Annotated in this window: 14 protein-coding genes; 6 read left to right on the plus strand and 8 right to left on the minus strand. The window is 73.6% G+C overall.

Annotation, left to right across the window (positions count from 1 at the left end):
- Positions 1 to 68 precede the first annotated feature (68 nt).
- From KV381_RS28030 to KV381_RS28045, 4 genes are all read left to right on the plus strand, one after another.
- Positions 69 to 3,614 (plus strand): trypsin-like peptidase domain-containing protein, encoded by a 3,546-nt coding sequence (locus KV381_RS28030; protein ID WP_218786639.1) that lies wholly within the window; start codon positions 69 to 71, stop codon positions 3,612 to 3,614.
- Between the two features lie 43 nt (positions 3,615 to 3,657).
- Positions 3,658 to 4,614: a bifunctional riboflavin kinase/FAD synthetase gene (locus tag KV381_RS28035; protein ID WP_030085251.1), complete on the plus strand. Its 957-nt coding sequence runs from the start codon at positions 3,658 to 3,660 to the stop codon at positions 4,612 to 4,614.
- 75 nt (positions 4,615 to 4,689) lie between these two features.
- Positions 4,690 to 5,802, plus strand: a complete 1,113-nt coding sequence (locus KV381_RS28040) for an XdhC/CoxI family protein (RefSeq protein ID WP_218786640.1) — start codon at positions 4,690 to 4,692, stop codon at positions 5,800 to 5,802.
- Positions 5,803 to 5,875: 73 nt separating this feature from the next.
- Positions 5,876 to 6,436 carry a dihydrofolate reductase family protein gene (locus KV381_RS28045; protein ID WP_218786641.1) on the plus strand — a complete coding sequence of 187 codons (561 nt, stop codon included), beginning with the start codon at positions 5,876 to 5,878 and terminating at the stop codon, positions 6,434 to 6,436.
- Positions 6,437 to 6,448: 12 nt separating this feature from the next.
- Here KV381_RS28045 and KV381_RS28050 read toward each other — a convergent pair whose 3' ends face one another.
- The 8 genes from KV381_RS28050 to eccE form a co-directional block, all read right to left on the minus strand.
- Positions 6,449 to 7,486, minus strand: a complete 1,038-nt coding sequence (locus tag KV381_RS28050) for an ABC transporter ATP-binding protein (protein WP_218786642.1) — start codon at positions 7,484 to 7,486, stop codon at positions 6,449 to 6,451.
- Positions 7,483 to 8,562: an ABC transporter ATP-binding protein gene (locus tag KV381_RS28055; RefSeq protein WP_218786643.1), complete on the minus strand. Its 1,080-nt coding sequence runs from the start codon at positions 8,560 to 8,562 to the stop codon at positions 7,483 to 7,485. The genes KV381_RS28050 and KV381_RS28055 overlap by 4 nt, the downstream gene beginning before the upstream one ends.
- The gene (locus KV381_RS28060) at positions 8,559 to 9,524 is read right to left on the minus strand and encodes an ABC transporter permease (RefSeq protein WP_030085261.1); all 966 of its coding nucleotides are present in this window, start codon (positions 9,522 to 9,524) and stop codon (positions 8,559 to 8,561) included. Before KV381_RS28060 ends, KV381_RS28055 begins: the two co-directional genes overlap by 4 nt.
- A complete protein-coding gene (locus KV381_RS28065; protein ID WP_030085263.1) occupies positions 9,521 to 10,612 on the minus strand; it encodes an ABC transporter permease in 1,092 nt (363 codons plus the stop codon). Before KV381_RS28065 ends, KV381_RS28060 begins: the two co-directional genes overlap by 4 nt.
- Before the next feature lie 3 nt (positions 10,613 to 10,615).
- On the minus strand, positions 10,616 to 12,493 hold the full coding sequence (locus KV381_RS28070) for an ABC transporter substrate-binding protein (RefSeq protein WP_218786644.1): 1,878 nt from the start codon (positions 12,491 to 12,493) through the stop codon (positions 10,616 to 10,618).
- A gap of 218 nt (positions 12,494 to 12,711) precedes the next feature.
- The gene (locus KV381_RS28075) at positions 12,712 to 15,825 is read right to left on the minus strand and encodes an SCO5717 family growth-regulating ATPase (protein ID WP_218786645.1); all 3,114 of its coding nucleotides are present in this window, start codon (positions 15,823 to 15,825) and stop codon (positions 12,712 to 12,714) included.
- 355 nt (positions 15,826 to 16,180) lie between these two features.
- Positions 16,181 to 16,918 carry a hypothetical protein gene (locus KV381_RS28080; protein WP_218786646.1) on the minus strand — a complete coding sequence of 246 codons (738 nt, stop codon included), beginning with the start codon at positions 16,916 to 16,918 and terminating at the stop codon, positions 16,181 to 16,183.
- A 112-nt stretch (positions 16,919 to 17,030) separates the two neighbouring features.
- The gene (gene eccE, locus KV381_RS28085) at positions 17,031 to 18,392 is read right to left on the minus strand and encodes a type VII secretion protein EccE (protein WP_218786647.1); all 1,362 of its coding nucleotides are present in this window, start codon (positions 18,390 to 18,392) and stop codon (positions 17,031 to 17,033) included.
- 228 nt (positions 18,393 to 18,620) lie between these two features.
- On the opposite strand from eccE, the gene eccB reads away from it, so the two are divergent.
- Together eccB and mycP are read left to right on the plus strand one after the other, a co-directional pair.
- Positions 18,621 to 20,168, plus strand: coding sequence for a type VII secretion protein EccB (eccB, locus tag KV381_RS28090; protein ID WP_218786648.1), 1,548 nt, complete (start codon positions 18,621 to 18,623; stop codon positions 20,166 to 20,168).
- Positions 20,169 to 20,220: 52 nt separating this feature from the next.
- A complete protein-coding gene (gene mycP / locus KV381_RS28095; RefSeq protein WP_030629670.1) occupies positions 20,221 to 21,471 on the plus strand; it encodes a type VII secretion-associated serine protease mycosin in 1,251 nt (416 codons plus the stop codon).
- Positions 21,472 to 21,591: the final 120 nt, after the last annotated feature.

A 21,591-nucleotide genomic window follows, 5' to 3' on the forward strand; every position in this document is an offset into this window, starting at 1 on the left:
CGGGGGCGTGGGGGGCGCTTTCCCTGTCCGTGGGCTCCAGGAGATCACCGGCGGCCTACCGTCGGACCATGGGCAGTGGGGACCGGTCGAAGCTGGTAAGAATCTGTGATCAGGCCGGCCGGCCGCGCGGGACGGGATTCGTCGCGGACGACCGCGGCACGGTCGTCACCGCCCATCAGGCCGTCACCTCCCCGGGCCCGCTCCTCCTCCACGGCACCGACGGCCGCACCTGCTCCGTCGCCCCCGACGACATCACCGCGCTGCCCGCCCTCGGCCTCGCCCTCCTGCGCACCGGCGGCCCCGACGTCCTCGACGCCGAACCCCTGCCCATCGCCGGACGCGACCGCGCCGAGCCGGGCGGTTACGTGGACATCGCCGCCCACGGACGGCGCGAGGCCCGCGTGCTCGGCACCACCCCCGCCACCTGCACCGCACCGGACGGCACCGCCCACCCGGTCCCCGCCGCCCTGGAGCTGGCCCTCGGCACCGACGGGCGCGACGCCCTGCGCTCGGGCGGGGCGGCCATCGGCGGACCGGTCACCGACCCGGCCACCGGCGCGGTCCTCGGCATCCTCTGCACCGCCCTCACCGCCCCGCACGAGGCGGCCGGCCTCGCCCTGCCGATCGTCCGGGGCACGGACGACACCCTGGACGCCCTGCTGCGCCGCAACGCCACCGCCGCCCCCGCCTACGGCCCCGACCTCAACCTCGCCGGGGCGCTCCAGCTCACCGCCACCTCCGTCGGCTCGGCGGACGGCCCGGGGGCCCGCACCGCACCGGTCGAGCGCGACGACGTGCACACCGAGCTCGCCGCCTTCACCGCCGGTACGGGGCCGGTCCTCGGCCTCGTCGGAGCGCCCGGCACCGGCCGCACCACCGAGCTGGCCGCCCTCGCCGACCGCCGCGCCGACGGCGGAGCGCCCGCCCCCACCCTCTGGCTGCGCGGCGCGGACCTGCTGGCCGACGACACCTCCGTCGCCGACGCCGCGAGCCGTACGCTCATCCGCTCCGGCCGGATCGTCTCGGCCGCGGGCACCCGCGGCGACATGGGCACCGCCACCCCGGAGCGCGTCGCCCGGCTCGCCGCCGAGGCCGGGCACCCGCTCCTGGTGGTCCTCGACGGCCCCGAGGAGATGCCGCCGCTGCTGGCCCACCGGCTCGCCGACTGGACCGCCGGCACCGCGCGCTGGCTGCGCGAGCACGGCGTCCGGCTCGTCGTGGCCTGCCGCCCCGAACACTGGGAGACCGCGGGCGCCCTCTGGCCCCCTGACGCCCTGCACCGCCCGCACCGCCCCGCCCGCCGGCTGCCGCCCGCCCTGCGGCTCGGCGACCTCACCCCCGAGCAGGCCGAGAGCGCCAAGGAGGCGTACGGCATCCCGCCCGCCGCCCTCGCCCCCGGCCACGACCGGCACCCGCTCACCCTGCGGCTCCTCGCCGAGGTCCGCGCCGCCCTGCCGCCCGGGGTGCCGGGCCGCCCCGACACCGAGGACGTCTTCGGCGCCCACCTCGACCTGCTGTGCGTGCGCGCCGCCGTCCGGATCGCGGCCGCCGCCGACGAGCAGCCACGCGGCGCGGCCGTGCGCCGGCTCGCCGCCCGGGTCGCGGGCCAGGTCCACGAGGCGGCCCGCCGCTGTCTGGGCCCCGGCCAGGGCGAGCTGGACCGGGCGGCGTTCGAGGAGATCTTCCCCTGGCGCACCGGCTGGGCCTCCGCCGTGCTCACCGAGGGCCTCCTCGTGCCCGCCGGAGCCGGCTACCGCTTCGCCCACGAGGAGCTGGGCGACTGGGTGCAGGGCGCCCACCTCGACCTGGACGCCGCCCTGCGCTCCCTGGTGCACCGCTGGCACCGGGGGAGCACGGGCCCCGCCCCGCACCCCCACAGCGGCGGCGAGCCCCGCAGCCTGCCCGTGCCCCGGCACCGCATCGGGCCGGTGATCCAGGCGATGGTGCTCCTCGGCCGCCGCCAGGGCACCGCCGCGCTCGCGCACCGGATGGCCGACCTGATCGAGGCGCTGGACCGGCTGTGGACCGACGAGGGCCCGCGCGACGAGGACGCCGCCTGGTGGGCGGCCCACCTGTTGAACGGGAGCCTGCTGCGGGTGCCCGACGCCCGCCCGTACCTCGGCGTCCTGCGGGTCCTCGCCGGACGCATCACCCGCCGCTCCGCCGCCCCCGACGGACCCGGCGACCTCGGGGCGTACGGCGAGTTCGGGCCCTGGTTCTGGCGGCGGCTGCGGCTGCCCGAGGAGGACCGGATCGACCTGCTCCGCCGCCTGGTGCCCGCCGACGGACTGCCCCGCACCGACGGCGACGAGCGCTATCTGGACGCGGTCGCCCGCCGCCTCGCCCTCGACGCCCCGGCCGTGCAGCCGCTGCTGTGCCGCTGGTTCACCGACGAACGCCCGCTGCTCGTGGGCCCCGACGCGCCGGACGTCCCGCTACGGCCCACCGTCGCCGCCGCCGCGCAGGCCCTGCTCTACGCCCGCCGCGACCTCGCCGTCGACGATCTGACCGACGCGCTGATCGCCACCCCGCACCAGCGGGCCGGGGAGCTGCTGCTGGCCCTCGCGGAGGACGAGCCCACCGCGCTCTGCCGGGCCGTCGAGCGCTGGGCCCGCGACGAGGACCGCCCGGCCCGGCGCTCGGCCGCCGCCCGCTACGCCGGACTCCTCCAGCAGCGGGTCACCGCCGAGGGCGACCGGGCCCTGCTGCGCTCCGCCGCCCTCGTGCTGCTGGACCGGGCCGAGGACGCCGAGCTGCACGCCGCCGCCCTCGCCCTCCTCGTCCGCGACCCGGTGGCCAGGAGGAGCCACCTCCCGGCGGCCCTGCGCGCGTTCGCCGCCGGAGACTCCCGGCTCTCCGTCGAACTGCTCGCCGAGGTCTTCCCGGCCCACCCGGAGCCGGTCCTCGCCGCCCTCCGCGCCCGCCTCGCCCGCCCCGGCGACGGCGGGGGAGCGGTGCTGCGGGCGCTGGCCGGCCTCGACACGCCCGCGCTCGCGCTGCACGTCGCCGGGCTCGTACGGGAGTACATCGACGCCCACCCCGAGGACGGCACGCACGCCGCCGAGTACGTCGACCTCCGCCTGGAGCACGGTCCCGCCGCCCGGGCGCTCCTGCTGCCCCTGGTCACCGGGCTGCTGCGGGACCGCCCCGCCCCGCCGCCGGTGCGGGCCGCGCTCGCCCGGGTCCTCGCCGGGGCCGGAAGCCCCGCGTCCGGGCCGCTGCGGGCCGAGCTGCTGGAGGTCCTGCTGGAGTTCGAGCAGGTCACCGGCCGCGACCCGGAGGTGCTGGAGGCCCTGCTCCGGGCCGCCGCCGAGGGTTCGGGGCACCGCCCGGAGATCCGTACCCGCGCCCTCGTCCACCGCACCGGAATGCTGCTGGTCCGCACCCCCGAGGGCGCCGCCCGCTTCGACCGGGGCCTGGTCGAACTCGCCCGCCAGGTGCCCGGATTCGCCGCCCTCGTCACCCGCTGGCTGGCCGACGCCCCGCAGGAGTGGGCGGCGGTCGTGGGCCCGAGCGCCCGGCGCACGGTCGAGGCGTTGGAGACATCACGTCCGCCGATGCCGATGCCGATGCAGGCGGCGGGGCGCGAGCATGGCAGTCTTAGACCTGCGTAATCGACATACACACGTACACAGGTTCGGGCGAGGAGCGGTCACAGTGCAGCGCTGGCGTGGCTTGGAGGACATCCCCCAGGACTGGGGGCGCAGCGTCGTCACCATCGGCTCCTACGACGGCGTGCACCGCGGACACCAGCTGATCATCGGCCGGGCCGTCGAACGCGCCCGTGAGCTGGGCGTTCCGTCCGTCGTCGTCACCTTCGACCCGCACCCCAGCGAGGTCGTCCGGCCCGGCAGCCACCCGCCGCTGCTCGCCCCGCACCACCGCCGCGCGGAGCTGATGGCGGAGCTGGGCGTGGACGCCCTGCTGATCCTGCCGTTCACCACCGAGTTCTCGAAGCTGTCGCCCGCCGACTTCATCGCGAAGGTCCTCGTCGACCGGCTGCACGCCCAGGCCGTCATCGAGGGTCCCAACTTCCGCTTCGGCCACAGGGCCGCGGGGAACGTCGCGCTGCTGACCGAGCTGGGCGCCACCTACGACTACACCGTCGAGGTCATCGACCTGTACGTCACCGGCGAAGCGGGCGGCGGACAGCCGTTCTCCTCCACGCTCACCCGCCGGCTGATCGCCGAGGGCGATGTCGCCGGGGCCGCCGAGATCCTCGGCCGCCCGCACCGCGTCGAGGGCATCGTGGTGCGCGGCGCGCAGCGCGGCCGGGAGCTGGGCTTCCCGACGGCCAACGTCGAGACCCTGCCGCACACCGCGATCCCCGCCGACGGCGTCTACGCCGGCTGGCTGGAGGTGAACGGCGAGTCGATGCCCGCCGCGATCTCGGTCGGCACCAACCCGCAGTTCGACGGCGTCGACCGGACCGTGGAGGCGTACGCCATCGACCGGGTCGACCTGGACCTGTACGGGCTGCACGTGGCCGTCGAATTCCTCGCGTACGTCCGCGGCATGCTGAAGTTCGACTCGATCGACGACCTCCTGGTCGCCATGGCCGCCGATGTGAAGCGCTCCAGCGAGCTGATCGCCGCGTACGACCGCGCGCACTGACGTCACCCACTGACGTCACCCACTGACGCACGCCGTCCCCGTGCACCCGGAGCCCGGACGACGGATGCTGACAGGGTGCGCGACATCCTGCCCGACCTCCGTGCCCGGTGCGCCGACGGCGTCCCCTTCGCCCTGGCGACCGTCGTCGCCGTGCACGGCAGCGCGCCCCGCGATCCCGGCGCGGTCATGGCCGTCGACGCGGCGGGCACGGTCCTCGGCAGCGTCTCCGGCGGCTGCGTCGAGGGCGATCTGTACGAGGTGGCCCGCGAGGTGCTCGCCGGGTCGGGGCCGCGCCTGGTGTCGTACGGGATCAGCGACGACGAGGCGTTCGGCGTGGGGCTGACCTGCGGCGGCACCATCGAGGTCCTGGTGCGCGCGTACGCCTCGGAGGGCGAGCGGACCGAGCTCGCGGCGCTGCTCGACCTGATCGCCGCCGGCCGCCCGGTCGCCGAGGCCACCGTGCTGTCCGGCGCGGCGGAGACCGGCGCCCGCCTGGTGGTCCGCCCCGCCGACGCCGGGCCCACCACCGGCACGCTGGGGAACGAAGGGCTCGACGCCGCCGTCACCGACGACGCGCGGGGCCTGCTGGCCCAGGGCCTCACCGGCATCCAGCGGTACGGGGCGCACGGTCAGCGCCGGATGCAGGAGGTCGCCGTCTTCGTCCGGACGTACGCCCCGCCGCCCCGGATGCTCGTCTTCGGCGCGATCGACCACGCGGCCGCCACCGCCCGCATCGGCTCGTTCCTCGGCTACCGCGTCACCGTCTGCGACGCCCGCCCCGCCTTCGCCACCCGGGAACGCTTCCCCACCGCCGACGAGGTGGTCCGCGCCTGGCCGCACACCTATCTGGAGGCCACCGAGGTCGACGCCCGCACGGTGATCTGCGTCCTCACCCACGACCCCAAGTTCGATGTGCCCCTGCTCGTCGCGGCACTGAGCACGCCCGCCGCGTACATCGGCGTGATGGGCAGCCGCCGCACCCATCACGACCGGCTGGCCCGGCTCCGCGCGGCCGGAGTGGACGAGGCGCACCTCGAACGCCTCGCCTCACCCGTGGGCCTCGACCTCGGAGCCCGTACCCCGGAGGAGACGGCCGTCTCCATCGCCGCCGAGATCATCCAGCACCGCTGGGGCGGCACGGGCCGCCCGCTCGGCGCTCTGACCGGCGCGATCCACCGGGACCGATGAGTTCCGGCCGGTCCGGAGGTCATCACACCGGGAACACCCGCAGACCGAAGTGCCCGCCGCTGAAGGAGACCCCGTGGCCAAGCTCATCTACTCCATGATCACCTCGCTCGACGGCTACGCCGAGGCGGCGGAGGGCGGCCTCGGCACCGGGGCCGAGGACCCGGAGGTGCACACCTTCGTCAACGACCTCTTCCGCCCCGTCGGCACCTACCTCTACGGCCGGCGGATGTACGAGACGATGGTCTACTGGGAGACCGCGCTCGACGAGCCCGATCAGCCGCCGCACATCGCGCAGTACGCCCGCGACTGGCAGGCCGCGGAGAAGGTCGTCTACTCCACGACGCTCGACTCGGTGTCCAGCGCGAAGACCCGCATCGAGCGGTCCTTCGACCCGGAAGCGGTCCGGCGGCTCAAGGACGAGGCGGACGCCGACCTCACCGTCGACGGCCCGAACCTCGCCGCCCAGGCCATCGCGGCCGGCCTGGTCGACGAGTACCACCTCTTCATCACCACGAGCGTCGTCGGCGGCGGCAAACGCTTCTTCCCCGACGGCGTGCGCCTCGACCTCGAACTCGTCGAGGAGCGCGCCTTCGCCGCGAGTGGGCTGATCTACGCCTGCTACCGGACCCGCTGAGGAGCCCCGGCCTCAGCCCGTCGGCAGCTCGGCGCTCTCCCCGCACGCCGCCGCCCAGTGGCACGCCACCTGGGCGGCCCCGCCTCCGTCCAGCACCGGCAGATCCACCGTGCGGCACGCCTCCGCCACCCCCGCCCGCTCCGCCTCGCCCGAGGCCAGCACCTGGCAGCGGACGTGGAACCGGCAGCCGGAGGGCACCTTCGAGGGGTCCGGAGGCTCCCCGGCCAGCACGACCGGTTCGCCCTCCGCCTCCGGGAGCACCGACAGCAGGGCCCGGGTGTACGGGTGCCGCGGGGCCGTGAGCAGCTGCTCGACCGGGCCCGTCTCCACGATCCGGCCCAGATACATCACCGCCACCCGGTCCGCGATGTTCCAGGCGAGCCCCAGATCGTGGGTGACCACCAGCGCGGAGAGCCCCAGCTCGTCGCGGAGCCGCAGCAGCAGCGCCAGGATCTCGCCCCGTACCGACGCGTCCAGCGACGCCACCGGCTCGTCGGCCACGATCAGCTCCGGCTCCAGCACCAACGCCCCGGCGATCACGACGCGTTGACGCTGACCGCCCGACAGCTCGTGCGGGAAGCGCAGGAAGAACCGCTCCGGCGGGCGGAGGCCGGCCCGGGAGAGGGCTTCCGAGACGGCCGCCCGCTCGTCGCCCGCGTACCCGTGGATGCGCAGCCCCTCGGCCACCGCGTCGTACACCGTGTGCCGGGGGTTGAGCGACCCGCTCGGATCCTGGAGGACCAGCTGCACGCGCTTGCGGTACGCCTTGAGCGCCCGGCCCGTGTAGTCGAGCGGTGCGCCGCCGAAGGTGACCCGCCCCGAGGTGGGCGGCACCAGGCCGAGCAGCGACCGGGCGAGCGTCGTCTTGCCGCAGCCGGACTCACCGACCAGCGCGACGATCTCGCCGGGCCGGATGTCCAGGTCGACGCCGTCGACGGCCCGGGCGGTGGCGGCTCCGCGCCGGCCGGGGAAGGCTACCTTCAGCGTCTCGGCGCTGAGCAGGGGAGCGGTGCCGGCCGGGGAGGGCCCGGCCTGAGGGGTGGTGCTCATCGGGTGCTCCTCGCATCTTCGTCCCCGTGCTGTGCGCGGTCCGCGTCCACCAGCACACAGGCCGCCCGGCGCTCGCCCCCGGCCGCCCGCAGCACCTGGTCCTCGGTGGCGCAGGGGTCGAGCGCCACCGGACAGCGCGGATGGAACGTACAGCCGCCCGGCAGCGCCGCCGGGTCCGGCGGATCGCCCGGCAGCCCGCGCGGGGCGTGCCGGGAGGACAGATCGCCGATCCTCGGGAAGGCGGCGGAGAGCGCCCTGCCGTACGGGTGGTGGGCGTCCGCGTACACCTGCCGGGCCGGGCCCTCCTCGACGACCCGGCCCGCGTACATCACCGAGAGCCGGTCGCAGGTGTCGGCGAGCACCGCGAGGTCATGGCTGATCATGATCAGCCCGACGTCCTGGTCGGCCACCAGCTGCTCGATCAGCCGCAGGATCTGCGCCTGGATCATCACGTCGAGGGCGGTGGTCGGCTCGTCCGCGACGATCAGGCGCGGATCGCAGGCCAGCGCCATGGCGATCATCACGCGCTGCCGCTGCCCGCCGGACAGCTCGTGCGGATAGGCCTGGGCGCGGGCGGCGGGCAGCCCCACCTGCTCCAGCAGCTCACCGGCCCGCTTGCGGGCGGCGGCGGGCGTGGCCCCGCTGTGCAGCAGGATCGGCTCGGCGATCTGGTCGCCGACCCGGTGCACCGCGTTCAGCGAGTGCATCGCGCCCTGGAAGACGATCGACGCGCCCGCCCAGCGGACCGCCCGCAGCCGGCCCCACTTCATGGTCAGGACGTCCTCGCCGTCGAGCAGGATCTCGCCGGACAGCGTGGCCGTCGTCGGCAGCAGCCGCAGCAGCGCGAGGGCCAGCGTCGACTTCCCGCAGCCGGACTCTCCGGCGATGCCGAGCTTCTGCCCGGCCTCCACCCGTAGATCGACGCCCCGTACGGCGGGCACGGCGTCGGCCCCGCTCCCGTAGGTGACGGTCAGATTCCGCACCTCCAGGAGCGGCGGATCACCGGTGGGCTTCGTCGTGCCGGGCGAGCCGGACGGGTCCGGGTTCGGTGTGGTGGTCGTGGTGGCGGCGGTCAACGGGACACCCCCAGTTTGGGGTTGAGCACGGACTCGATGGCGCGGCCGCACAGCGTGAAGGCGAGGGCGACGACGGCGATGGCGAGTCCGGGCGGAGCGAGGTACCACCAGTTGCCGGAGCTGACCGCGCCGGCCTCGCGGGCGTCCTGGAGCAGACCGCCCCAGGAGACGATCGTGGGATCGCTGAGCCCGAGGAAGGCGAGGGTCGCCTCGGTGAGGATGGCGGTGGAGATCACGAGCGTGGTCTGGGCCAGCACCAGCGGCATCACATTGGGCAGGACGTGCCGCGACATGATGTGGCGGTGCCCGCCGCCGAGCGCCCGGGAGCGTTCGATGTACGGGCGGGACTCGACGGACAGCGTCTGGGCCCGGACCAGCCGGGCGGTCGTCGGCCAGGTCGTCACGCCGATCGCCAGGATCGTCGTCCAGACCGACCGGGACAGGACCGTGGCCAGGGCGATGGCCAGCACCAGGGTCGGCATGACCAGGAACCAGTCCGTCACCCGCATGACGACGGTCGCGTACCAGCCCTTGAAGTGCCCCGCGGTGATACCGACCAGGGTGCCGATCGCCACCGAAAGGAACGCGGCGAGCAGCCCGACGGTCAGGGAGACCCGGGTGCCCCAGAGCATGAGAGCCAGCAGACTGCGCCCGAACTGGTCGGTGCCGAGCGGGAATTCACCGCTCGGCTCCTCCATCGGGCCGCCCGGAGCATTGGTCACGCTCTGCGAGTCGGCCCCCACCAGCAGCGGGGCGGTCAGTGCGAGCAGGGCGATCACCGCGAGCACGGCGAGTCCGACGAGCCCGGCCCGGTGCGTGCGGTACTGCCGCCAGAAGCGGGCCACCGCCTGCCGCCGCCGGGCCCGGGTGAGCGCCCGCGGGCTCGGTCCCCGGACCTCCCCGGGGGGCTTGCGGGCGTCCGGCTCCCGCGGTTCGGAGGGCTTCTCCATCGACGTCGTCATCGGCCCACCCGGGGATCGAGCAGCGGATAGATCACATCGGCCAGCGTGTTCATCAGGATCACCGCGGCGGCGAACACGAAGAACAGCGCCTGCACCAACGGCAGGTCGGGCACGCTCAGCGCCTGGTAGAACAGGCCGCCGAGACCCGGCCAGGAGAACACCGTCTCCACCAGGATCGCGCCGGCCACCGTCGTACCGAGGTTCACGAAGAGCAGCGTCACGGTCGGCAGCATCGCGTTCGGCACGGCGTGCCTGCGGCGCACGAGGTCGTCGCGCAGCCCCTTGGCGCGGGCGGTGGTCAGATAGTCGCTGCCCATCTCGTCCAGCAGCGAGGAGCGCATCACCAGCAGGGTCCGCGCGTACTCCACGGCGACCAGCGTGATCACGGGCAGCACCAGGTGGTGGGCGATGTCCAGCACCCGGTCGAAGCCCTCGGTGTTCCCGGACTCCATCCCGCCGGTCGGGAACATCCCGGGGATCGGGCCGATGCCCACCGACAGCGTGATGATGAGCAGCAGACCGAGCCAGAACGAGGGCACCGAGTACAGCGTCAGCGCGAACGCCGTGTTGGCCCGGTCCCCGGCGCTGCCGTTGCGCCAGGCGGAGCGCGCGCCCAGCCAGATGCCGAGCAGCGTGTAGATCACGAAGGCGGTGCCGGTCAGCAGCAGGGTGGCGGGCAGCGCCTCGGCGATCTTGTCGACGACCGGGGCGCGGAACTGGTACGACGTACCGAAGTCGCCGGTCAGCGCCTTGCCGCAGTACTGCGTGAACTGCTGCCACAGCGGCAGGTCGAGCCCGAACTCACGGCGCATCGCCGCGATCTGTTCGGTCGACACCTGGCGGCCGCCGGTCATCTGCTTGACCGGGTCGCCCGGGATCAGCCGGAAGAGGAAGAAGCTGGTGACGAGGACGGCGAAGAGGGAGACGGCCGCACCGGCGAGCTTGCCCGCCGCGTAACGGGCGTAGGCGGCGGTGGAGCGGGAGCGCGGGGAGCGGGCCGACGGCCCGGCCGGAGCCGGGCCGCCGGATGCGGTGCTCTCCACGCCTGCCGCGCTCTTCAACAGCGCGGGAGTGCTTTCTGAGCTCATGGACTATTCACGGTCTTCCGCGGTGGAGCGGCGACGCATGGCGAACAGGAGTCCGCCACCGGCGAGGACGACGACGGCGATCCCGACCCCGATGAGCACCCCGGTGGAGGAACCACCGGAGTCGGAGGAACCGGACGAGGATGCCCCGGCGGCCGGGACCGCCGACCACCAGCTCCAGTAACCGTCCTGGCCGTAGATGTTGCCCGCGGCCGACGGCATGGTGGTGATGGACTCGATGTGGTCGGTGCGGTAGGCCTCGACGGCATTCGGGTACGCCATGACGTTCATGTACCCGGTGTCGTACAGCCGCGACTCCAGTTGCTTGACCAGATCCGCCCGCTTGGCGGGGTCGTACTCCGCCAGTTGCTTCTTGTAGAGCTCGTCGTACTGCTTGTCGCAGATGAAGTTGTCGGTCGCGGCCGACTCCTTCGCCTTGGACGGCAGGGCGGCGCAGGTGTGGATGGAGAGGACGAAGTCGGGGTCGGGGTTGACGGACCAGCCGTCGAAGGCGAGGTCGTACTCACCGGCGTACCAGGGGTCGGAGACGTTGTCGAGGCAGTCGACCTTCAGCCCGATGCCCTGCGCGCCCCACCACTCCTGGAGGTACTTGCCGATCGCCTTGTCGTTGGGGTCGGTGGCGTGGCAGAGGATACGGAAGTCGAGCGGCTTGCCGTCCTTGCCGACGCGCTTGCCCGCGCCGTTCTTCTTGTACCCGGCCTCGTCGAGGAGGGAGGCCGCCTTCGCCGGGTCGTAGGCGAGCTTCTGGCCGTCCGCCGGCTTCCAGAAGTAGTCGCCGAAGCGCGGCGGGATGTAGCCCTCGCCCTCGACGGCGTGGCCCTGGAAGACCTTGTCGATGATGGTCTTGCGGTCGACCGCCATGAACAGCGCGTGCCGCACCTTCTGGTCCAGCAGCGCCGGGTGCCCGTCGCCGAACTTCTGTCCGTCCTTGGTCCGGGCTCCGGGGTTGACGGCGAGCGCGAAGAATCGGCGGCCCGGGGCGTCGTTCACCTTGATGTCCGGGGCGTTCTCCAGCGAGGCGGACTGGGCGGGCGTCAGGCTGGGGCTGCCCGCGACGAAGGAGACCTCACCCTTGCGCAGGGCGGCCACGGCCGCGTCCTGGTCCTTGTAGTAGCGGAAGACCAGCTCGTCGAACTTGGGCGAGCCTCGCCAGAAGTCCTTGTTGGCCTTGAGCTTCACATAGCTGTCGACCTTGTAGTCCGTCAGGATGAACGGACCGTTCCCCACGATGGGGAACTCCTGGTCGTTGTTGAACTTCGAGAAGTCGCCGACCTTGTCCCAGAGGTGCTTCGGGACGATCGGGACGTCGAGCGCGGCCATCGTGGCCTGCGGCTCCTTGAGCTTGATGACCAGCTTGTCCTTGCTGGGCGCGGTCACTTCCTCGAAGTTCCCGACGAAGCTGCCGTTGGAGGTCGCGGCGCCCTCGTCGGTCATCATCTTGTTGAACGTCCAGGCCGCGTCCTCGGCGGTGGCCTGCTGTCCGTCGGACCACTTCGAGTCCGAGCGGATCGTGTACGTCCACGTCAGCTTGTCGGCGGAGGGCTCCCATGCGGTGGCGAGGCCCGGGATCGCCTTGTTGTCCTTGGCGTCGTAGTTGGTGAGGTAGTCGTACATCAGCCGGTGGATGCTCGTGCTGACCAGCCGCTGCGCGAGGAACGGGCTGAGCGAGTCGACGCTCTGCGCGACGGCGACCGTGAGCGTCGTCTTCCCGTCGTCGGCGCGGGCCTCGGAGGGCGCGGGCGCGAGCGGATTTCCCGGGACGACGGACCCGGCGGCGAGCGCCAGGGCGGCCGCGCCGGAGGCCAGCAGGAGGCGCAGACGTCGGCGTGGCCGGGAGGAGCGGGTGGGGACTCTTGTGACCATGGACGGGGACCTCGCGTCATCACTCGCTGGGAGAAGGCGGGCAGATCTCTGGTTCGCCAGTTGGTGAAGCGAAGGTTTATCAGCGGTGGTCGAGGCTCGTCAACGGTGTGTCAAACCGTGTGTGGGCTGCGGGAATGCGGAAGGGCTCGCACCGCGTGAGCGATGCGAGCCCTCATTGGTCTAAACCACTTTGGCCGGGTGGCGGCCTGTCGCCGGGCCTACTGCGGAGGCGCCGGCGGCGGCTGCGGAGGCGTCTGCTGCCAGCCGGCCGGAGGCACCGGACCGTGCAGATCGGGCTGGCCTGCCGGGTTGCCCTGACCACCCTGCTGCTCCGGCTGTCCCTGCTGCGGCGCACCGGCCCCCGGCGCACCCGGCCCGGCCTGCGGCGGCGGCGCCTGCTGCCATCCGTTCTGCGGTCCGCCCGGGGCCGGCTGCGGAGGGTAGGGGGCCTGCGGAGCACCCGGCTGACCCGCCGCCTGATATCCCCCGTACGGCGGCTGCCCGCCGTACGGCTGCTGTCCACCCTGGGGCTGTTGCGGCGCGTACGGCTGCTGCCCCGGCTGCGGTTGCCCGGGCTGCCCCGGGTGCTGCTGTGGCGGATAGGGCTGTCCGGGGCCGGGCTGCTGCGGTGCGTACGGCTGCTGACCGGGCATCGGCTGCCCCGGGATCTGCTGTCCGGCTCCGGGCTGTCCGGGAACCTGCTGTCCGGCTCCGGGCTGCCCCGGGATCTGCTGGCCCGGCATCGGCTGGCCCTGTCCCGGATAGCCCTGCTGGCCGGGCAGCGGCGGTGCGTACTGCGGCGGCGGATTCTGGCCGTCCGCCGTCCACAGCCCTTGCTGCTGCTGGGCCCGCGCGAAGTCCTCGGCCACCAGCGCCGAGAGGTGGAAGTACGCCTCACGGGTCTTGGGCCGCATCATGTCGAGGTCGACCTCGGCGCCCGCCGCCAGGTGCTCGTCGAACGGGACGACGACGACGCCGCGGCAGCGCGTCTCGAAGTGCTGGACGATGTCGTCCACCTTGATCATCTTGCCGGTCTCGCGGACGCCCGAGATGACGGTGAGCGAACGCTGCACCAGGTCCGCGTACCCGTGCGCCGAGAGCCAGTCCAGCGTCGTGGAGGCGCTGGACGCGCCGTCGACCGACGGCGTCGAGATGATGATGAGCTGGTCGGCGAGGTCCAGCACCCCGCGCATCGCGCTGTAGAGCAGCCCGGTGCCGGAGTCGGTGAGGATGATCGGGTACTGCTTGCCGAGCACCTCGATCGCGCGCCGGTAGTCCTCGTCGTTGAACGTCGTGGAGACCGCCGGGTCCACGTCGTTGGCGATGATCTCCAGACCGGAGGGCGCCTGCGAGGTGAACCGCCGGATGTCCATGTACGAGTTGAGGTACGGGATCGCCTGGACCAGGTCGCGGATGGTCGCCCCGGTCTCGCGGCGCACGCGGCGGCCCAGCGTGCCCGCGTCCGGGTTGGCGTCGATGGCGAGGATCTTGTCCTGCCGCTCGGTGGCCAGCGTCGAACCGAGGGCGGTCGTCGTGGTGGTCTTGCCGACGCCGCCCTTGAGGCTGATGACGGCGATCCGGTAGCAGGACAGCACCGGGGTGCGGATCAGCTCCAGCTTGCGCAGCCGCTCGGCCTCCTCCTTCTTGCCGCCCAGCTTGAACCGGGAGGCGGCGGAGGGGTTACGGCTGCTCTTGGCCTTCTGCTTGCCGCGCACCAGCCGGTCGGAGGAGAGCTCGACGGCCGCGGTGTACCCGAGCGGGGCGCCGGGCACCGACCGCTCGCGCTGGTCGTGCGCGACCGGGGTGGGCCAGGCCCCGCCCGTACGCGGGTCGACGGGCGGCTGCTGCTGGTGCGGCGGCTGGCCCTGGACCGGGGGCTGCTGCTGCCCGTACGCCTCCGGCTGCTGCGGGGCGACGGGCGCGGGGAGGTTCGGAGTGCCCTGGGCCGGGAACGGTGCGTTGGGCTGGAGCGCGTTGGGGGGCTGCCCCGGCAGACCCTGCTGAGGCGCCGGTCCGGGCTGTCCGGGCTGCCCCGGCTGTCCGGGCTGGGGGAAGCCGTAGCCGCCCTGCGGCGGGAAGCCGTAGCCGCCCGCGCCCTGGGGGGCCTGGGGGTGCGCCTGCGGGGGCAGCGGTGCGCCGGGCTGACCGGGCTGACCGGGGTACGGCTGCTGCTGGTGCGGCGGCTGAGGTGCCTGAGGAGGCAGGGCAGCCTGCGGCGGCTGGGGTGTCTGGGCGGCCTGCGGAAAGCCGTAGCCACCGCCGGGCGCCTCGTTCGCCGGGACGGAACCGGGCCACTGCGCCGCGGGCTGCGGCGCGGAGGGCGCCGGAGCGGCGGGCTGGAAGGCGGGCGGCAGCGGCGGCAGCGCACCGCCCTGCGCGGGCGGCGACCACGGCACCGGCGCGGCGGCGGGCTGCGGGGCGTCGGCGACGGGCGTCGGCGGCGCGTCCTGCGGCGGCGCGTCCTGGGGGCCCGCGTCCGCGACGGCGTCGGTTACGGCGACGGAGCCCGGAGCCCCGTCGGAGTGCGCCCCGGCCGCGTCGCCGTCCTCGGAATCCGCGGAGCCCGCGTCCGTACGGGAGACGGCGGAGGAGTCGGTGTCGCCGGGCGAGGGGAGAGAGGCGGAAGGCTCGGAGGGCGTGCCGGACGGGGACGCGTCCTCCGAGGACGTGACGGGGGCGGGGGTGGAGGCAGAGACGGGGGCGGAGACGGAGGCGCCGGCCTTCTCGTCGTTCCTGTCCTTGCCGTCCTCCCTGTCCTCCTTGTTGTCCTCCTCGTTCTTCGCCCCGGCATCGGACGCGGCATCGGACCCGGCCTGGGCGGCGGCCTCCGCCTCGCGCTCCGCGATCTCCCGCTTGAGCGCGGCGGGCGAGAACCGCATCGTCGCGCCGCTCTCCACGTCCCCGCCGCCGAACGGACCGGTGTCCCCGGTCGCGTCGGTGGCCGGAGGGGGCGGCGTCTGCGCGGCCGGGCTCTGTGCCTGCGGTGTCTGTGTCCGCGGTGTCTCCGGTACGGCGGGGGAGACCGGGGTCTCCGGAGCCGGGGGAGCCACCGGCTCGGCCGGCGCCGGCGGTGCGGGCGCCCAGTTGGGGTCGAAGCCGCCGGGCGCCGCCGACAGGTCGGGCGCGGCCACGGGTGCCCCGACCGGCGGCGGAGGGGGCGCCAGATGCGAGCCCGCGCCGCCCGACGAGTCCCCCGCCGCGTTCTGCGTGTACCAGGCGGGAGGGGTGTAGTCGATGGTGAACTCACCCGTCATCTCGGCGGGATCCGCGTCGGACGACTCGTCGACGGGCAGGTCCCATCCGTCGCGGATCTCGTTCCGATCGCCGTTCACTTTGCCTCCTGATGTGGTCGAGCACCCTTGTGCCGTGGTGGGTGGGGGCGACCGTTCCCGACGTACCGGTCCGCCCGGCTCTCCCCCTTGCGACGCGCATCACCTGCTCGCAGGTTTCCTCTGCCGCGCCCCACCCACCCTAATCGCCATCCGGTGAACTCAGGCAGGCCGTTCGGCATCGCTCAACCTGTCCGTTACGTCACCGGCCGACCAGGAGCGGACAGGGAACGCTACGAGAACGGTCCAAGAGCGGCACGGGTGTGCAAAGTCCCCACAGGACCCGCACACGCCGGCCCACCGGCCGGCCGGGACGGTGACGAGCGTCGCCGGGCCGGAGCGCGGGGCCGCCGCCCGCTCAGTCCATCCGGCGCGCGGCGCCCAGCAGCCCGGATTCGGCGTCCGTGGCCTGGGTCATCACGAACTGGCGGTCCCGGTCCGTGCACCACAGGGTGACGCCGTCGGCCAGGGTGGACAGCGCCTGGGTCTCGGCGGGCGAGAGGTTCAGGATGCGGCCGATCTGCGCCGCCTCGTCCGGAGAGACCCGCTGGACGCCGACCAGCGCCGACTTCTTCATCAGCCGCGGCGCCACCGGGCTCAGATAGGGGAGCAGCGTCACCACGGACTGCCACGGTCCCGACACCACCCGGCCGCGCGGCGGCCGCATCCCGCAGTCGCGGACGACGACCACCGGCGAACCGGCGGAAGCGCCCTGCGGCGGCACCCGGCCGACGTCGTGCAGCGACATGCACGGCTGCCCGCCGCCCGCCGCCTGCGCCAGCGAGGTCCAGGCCTGGGCCCGGCCCGTCTCCACCGCGATCCGGGCCCCGGTCGCGGCGGCGCGCAGCGCCAGGACCTGGGCGGTCCAGATGCCGCCGATCAGCGTCACCTCGTACGGGGTGGGCCGGTTGATGCCGATCACCGCCGGGCGGCCCTCGGCGTCGACCCCGATCACCGTGCCGTCGTCGCCGACCGGCAGCCCCAGCGTGGCCAGTTCGTCGAGGGAGACCGTGTGACGGCCGCGGCGGGGGCCGATCAGCCCGAAACCGCGCCGGGCACGGCCGGCCGCCTGGGCGGGCCTCGTCGGAGTGGACATCAGTACCTGCTCCCGTACGTCCCGGTGACCATGACCACGTGCTTCCCCGTCTTCTCCGCCGCGGGCTTCCTCGCGCTCGTCGGCTCCGCTGCCGTCTTCTCCGCCGCCGGCATCAGCGGGTTCCGCCCAGCGGCAGTGTGGCCAGGACGCCGGGCAGCTGTTCGCGGTCCAGCCGCACCAGCGCCGTCTTCACACCGCGTGCGGTGCGCTCCAACTCATGGCGCGCGGCGACGAGTTCCTCGTCGCTGCGGCCGGTGATCCGGACATGGCCGGTGACCGAGACCTCGGAGCGGTTGCCCTGCGCGAGCGTCAGGCTGAACGTGGTGGCCAGCGCCGGGAGAGAGGTGAGCAGCGCCACGAGCTGCGGCATCGACGCACCGCCGCCTCCCAGCTGCGGCCAGCGCGCCACCCAGTAGGTGGTGTGCCGCCGGTCGTCGCAGCGCCAGGTGCGCGCCGTCTCCTGGGTCCGCCGGCCCGGCGTCTCGGCGCGACTGGCGTGGGTCATCGCCATCGGGCTGACGCAGGCCGACGTGGCGATCGCGGACGTCAGCTCCTGCTCGGTGAGCACCGTCGCCCGGAATCCCGCGCCGGTGAGCCGGCTCGCCAGCTGGTCCGCCACCCGTACCGCGCACTTCTGGGCTCCGACGATGCCGCCGCCGCGCGCCGCCACGGCCTCCGGGCACAGCTCCGGGTCGACCTTCAGGGCGATCCAGGTGATCCGCAGCGCCGGGGAACCGGTCTGGGCCTGCAGCGGCGCGTAGTTGCGCGCGGCGACGGACTGCTGCGGGAGGTGCGGAGCGGGTGCGGGCTGGGTGTGCTGGACGACCTGCGCGGACTCCAGCCGGATGCCGTCGACCTCCAGCACGTCCCGGACCAGCGTCAACGGCAGCGGGCGGGCCGAGCGGTCGGGCCGCAGCGCGGTGGCGTCCGACTCGACCTGGACCACCGCCGTCACGAACGTACCGTCGCCGATGATTCCGACCGGCCGCCGGTCGCCGTCGCTGAAGGAGAGCGTGTGCAGCGCCGGATCGCACTCGACGGCCGGGGCCAGCCCCGGCTCGACGTCCGGCGGCAGCGTCGACGCTGCCGCCCGGCGCGTACGGGCCCGCAGCGCGATGACCGTGCTCAGCCACTCCGGCAGCGACCTGCGGTGCCTGCGGACCACGGCCAGCAGCACCAGCACCGCCGCGATCATCCCGGCCGGGGCGAGCATCAGCGGATCGATCACCCAGGCGGTGAGCAGCAGACCGGCGGCGATTTCGATGAGTACGAGCTGTTGCAAACGGAACGAACCGAACTGTCCGGCACGTCCGTTCAGCCGTGGGGCGGCCGCTCCGCCGGTCCGGGCCGCGGGGTCCGGGGCGCCCCGGGCGGCGGAGCGCGAACCCCGGCCTCGCGCCGGTGGCCCCCCTGCTCCGCGGACCCCCGAGGAGGCCCCTCGCCCGGCCTGACGTGTCCGCGTTGCGGATGCCATCATTCCGGCATTCCCCCGTTCGTAAGGCCTCAAGTCAACCCGATCGCCCCTGCCCCGCCGGGGGCTTGGGGGCTGGATCACCCTACCCGGCCCACCGGGGCCCGGCGTCAGCAGGCATAGTAGGGGGCCGGTCCGGCAGCAGCGTCCGGCATCGGGGGTCCGGCACGGGAGCGAGGGCATCGCCCGCTCCCGGGGCCGCGCGGGGAGACACGGGAGACAGACAGACTCATGGCATCACGGCGGGATGAGCTCAACGCGTACACCTTTGCGAAGAAGCGCACGGTCGCCGCATTCCTCCAACCGTCGGCCACCGGTACCGAGGAGGGCGCCCCCCGGCCGCTGCGCGCCATCGTTCCCAGTCTGATCGTCGGCGCGCTGGTGCTGGCCGGCTTCGGCGCCTGGGGCATGTTCAAGCCGACCGCGCCCAAGGGCTGGGACAAGGCCGGATCCAAGGTGATCGTCGGCAAGGAGTCCACCACCCGTTACGTGGTGCTCCCCACCGGCAAGGGCAAGGACCGCAAGAACCTCCTCCACCCCGTGCTCAACCTCGCCTCGGCCCGGCTGCTGCTCACCCCGCAGGAGTTCGGCGTCATCCAGGTCGCCGACAACATCCTGGACGCGGGCAAGCCGCCGCGCGGCCCGATCCTCGGCATCCCGTACGCGCCGGACCGGCTGCCGGAGGCGACCGACGCCGGCACCGCCAAGCGCTGGGCCGTCTGCGTACAGCCGGGCGGCAAGGGCAACACCGTGCAGAAGGCGGCCTTCGTCTTCGCGGGCCGCGACAACAAGCTCACCGAAGGCGCCAAGCAGCTCAGCGGCGGTCAGGTGCTGTACGTCCAGGGCCAGAAGGGCAAGGCCCGCTATCTCGTCGACGCGACCGGCACCAAGTACCTGGTCGACGAGACCGCCGCCGACAACGGCATCCTCACCAACGCGCTGGTCGGCAGCCGCACACCGCAGCCCGTCACCGACGACTGGCTCGCGACCCTCCACCGGGGCAGCCCGGTCGCCTTCCCGGAGATCCCCGGTGACATCGGCGCGCAGGCCGGAGTGCAGGGGCAGCTCTCCGCCGACGAGAACAAGATCGGCATGGTGCTCAAGACCCGCACCGGAGAAGGCACTCAGCACTACGTGGTGCTGGCCGGCAAGGTCCAGCCGATCTCCGAGTTCACCGCCTGGCTGCTCATCAACTCGCCGCAGACCGCCGAGCTGAACCTCAACAGCGAGGCCCGCGCGGTCGGCCTCCAGGACTTCGTCCCCGACGGCGAGACGTTCGCCGGACAGGGCCGGCGCTGGCCGGAGCGCAAGGCGGCACAGGTCAACTCGACCGGTGGCGAGGGCAGTCGGGACACCGTCTGCAATGTGCTCACCAAGGTCGACGAGCGCGGGCGCACCACACTGACCACCTGGGCCGGCACCGCCTATCCCGCCGACATCAACGCCGGCGGCACCAGCACCTACGTCACCCCGGGCAGCGGTCTCCTCTACACACAGATGCGGACCGGCCAGACGCGGCCGGACGGCTCGCTGTTCCTGGTCACCGACACCGGACTGCGGTACGCCGTGCAGGCCAACGGCGACAGTGACGCCGAGCGCTCCGACATCGGCACCGGAGGCCAGAAGACCCAGGACGGCCGCCCCGAGCCCAGCCAGGCCCAGATCCGCCTCGGCTACGAGAAGGTGACCCCGTCGCTGGTCCCGATCGAGTGGTCGGACTGGCTCTCCAAGGGGCCGCGGCTCGACACCAACAGCGCCCGCCAGCCGCAGGGCTCCTGACCGGCCGCCGGGCCGGACGCGCGATACCGTACAACTCGGGGGAGAGGAACAGATGGTGGACCGGAAGACCGTACGGCTGCCGATGGTGACGGCCGCCGCACTGGCGGTCCTGGCCGTGCCGCACGCCGCGTACGCCGTCGAAGGACCCGGTGCCGTGGGCCTCGGGATCGACGGCAGCGGCGAGTGCTCCTTCCCGATGAAGAAGCAGTTCGAGGGGCGGCCCTGGTCGCTCCAGCGGGTCCTGCTCGACGAGCTGTGGCAGGACACCAAGGGCAAGGGCGTCCGGGTCGCGGTCATCGACACCGGCGTGGACAACGCCAATCCGCAGCTCAAGCCGGCCGTCGACACGAGCGCCGGACGCAACCTCCTCAAGGGCGGCAAGGCGGACGGCACCGGCGACACGATCGGCCACGGCACGAAGGTCGCCGGGATCATCGCCGCACGCCCCGCCAAGGGCACCGGATTCGTGGGCCTGGCCCCCGAGGCCACCATCATCCCGATCCGGCAGAACGACGAGAAGAACAGCGGCAAGGACACCACCATGGCCACCGCGATCGACCACGCGATCGCCAAGAAGGCCGACGTCATCAACATCTCGCAGGACACCACCAAGCCGCTGACCGCCGACTCGGCGCTCGGCCGGGCCGTGGCACGGGCGATCCGGGCGGAGATCGTGGTCGTCGCGTCCGCGGGCAACGACGGTGTGGACGGCAAGCAGAAGAACACCTATCCGGCGGCCTTCGACGGAGTCCTCGCCGTCGCCTCCTCCGACCGCAACAACGAGCGGGCCGCCTTCTCGCAGGCCGGCGAGTTCGTCGGAGTCGCCGCCCCGGGCGTCGACATCATCTCCACCGTGCCCGGCTTCGGACAGTGCAGCGACAACGGCACCAGCTTCTCCGCCCCGTACGTCGCCGGAGTGGCCGCCCTCCTCGTCGCCAAGTACCCGTCCTGGAAGCCCGCCGAGATCATCGCGCGGATCGAGCAGACCGCCGAACGCTCCGTCACCGGCCACGACCCGTTCGTCGGATGGGGTGTCGTCGACCCGGTCCGCGCCCTCGCGGGCGACAAGGACGACGTCCCGCAGGCCGCGCCGAAGCCCGATCCGCCGATGCCGAAGGCCCCCGCGCCCGAACCCGCCCACCTGGCCATGTCCGAGACCTCGCAGGAGCGCAGCGAGCGCTACGCCACCTACGCGCTCGCCCTCGCGGCCGTCCTCGTCTCCGTCGTGGCGGGCACCGCGACCGTCGTCCGTGATGTCCGGCGACGGAGCACTTTGCGTTGGGAGGGGCGGCGGGTGAGGTAGCTCTCTCCCGATAAACCGCAGTTGGGGTGAGATGACGAAGTGGCTAGGGTGGTAGCAGACTTCACGTGTGTGATGGGGGAACGAGAAGTGGCCGAGTCCGATGTCCAGGGCGTGGGAACA

The organism is Streptomyces sp. WY228, from assembly GCF_019287315.1.
GTDB lineage: Bacteria > Actinomycetota > Actinomycetes > Streptomycetales > Streptomycetaceae > Streptomyces > Streptomyces caviscabies.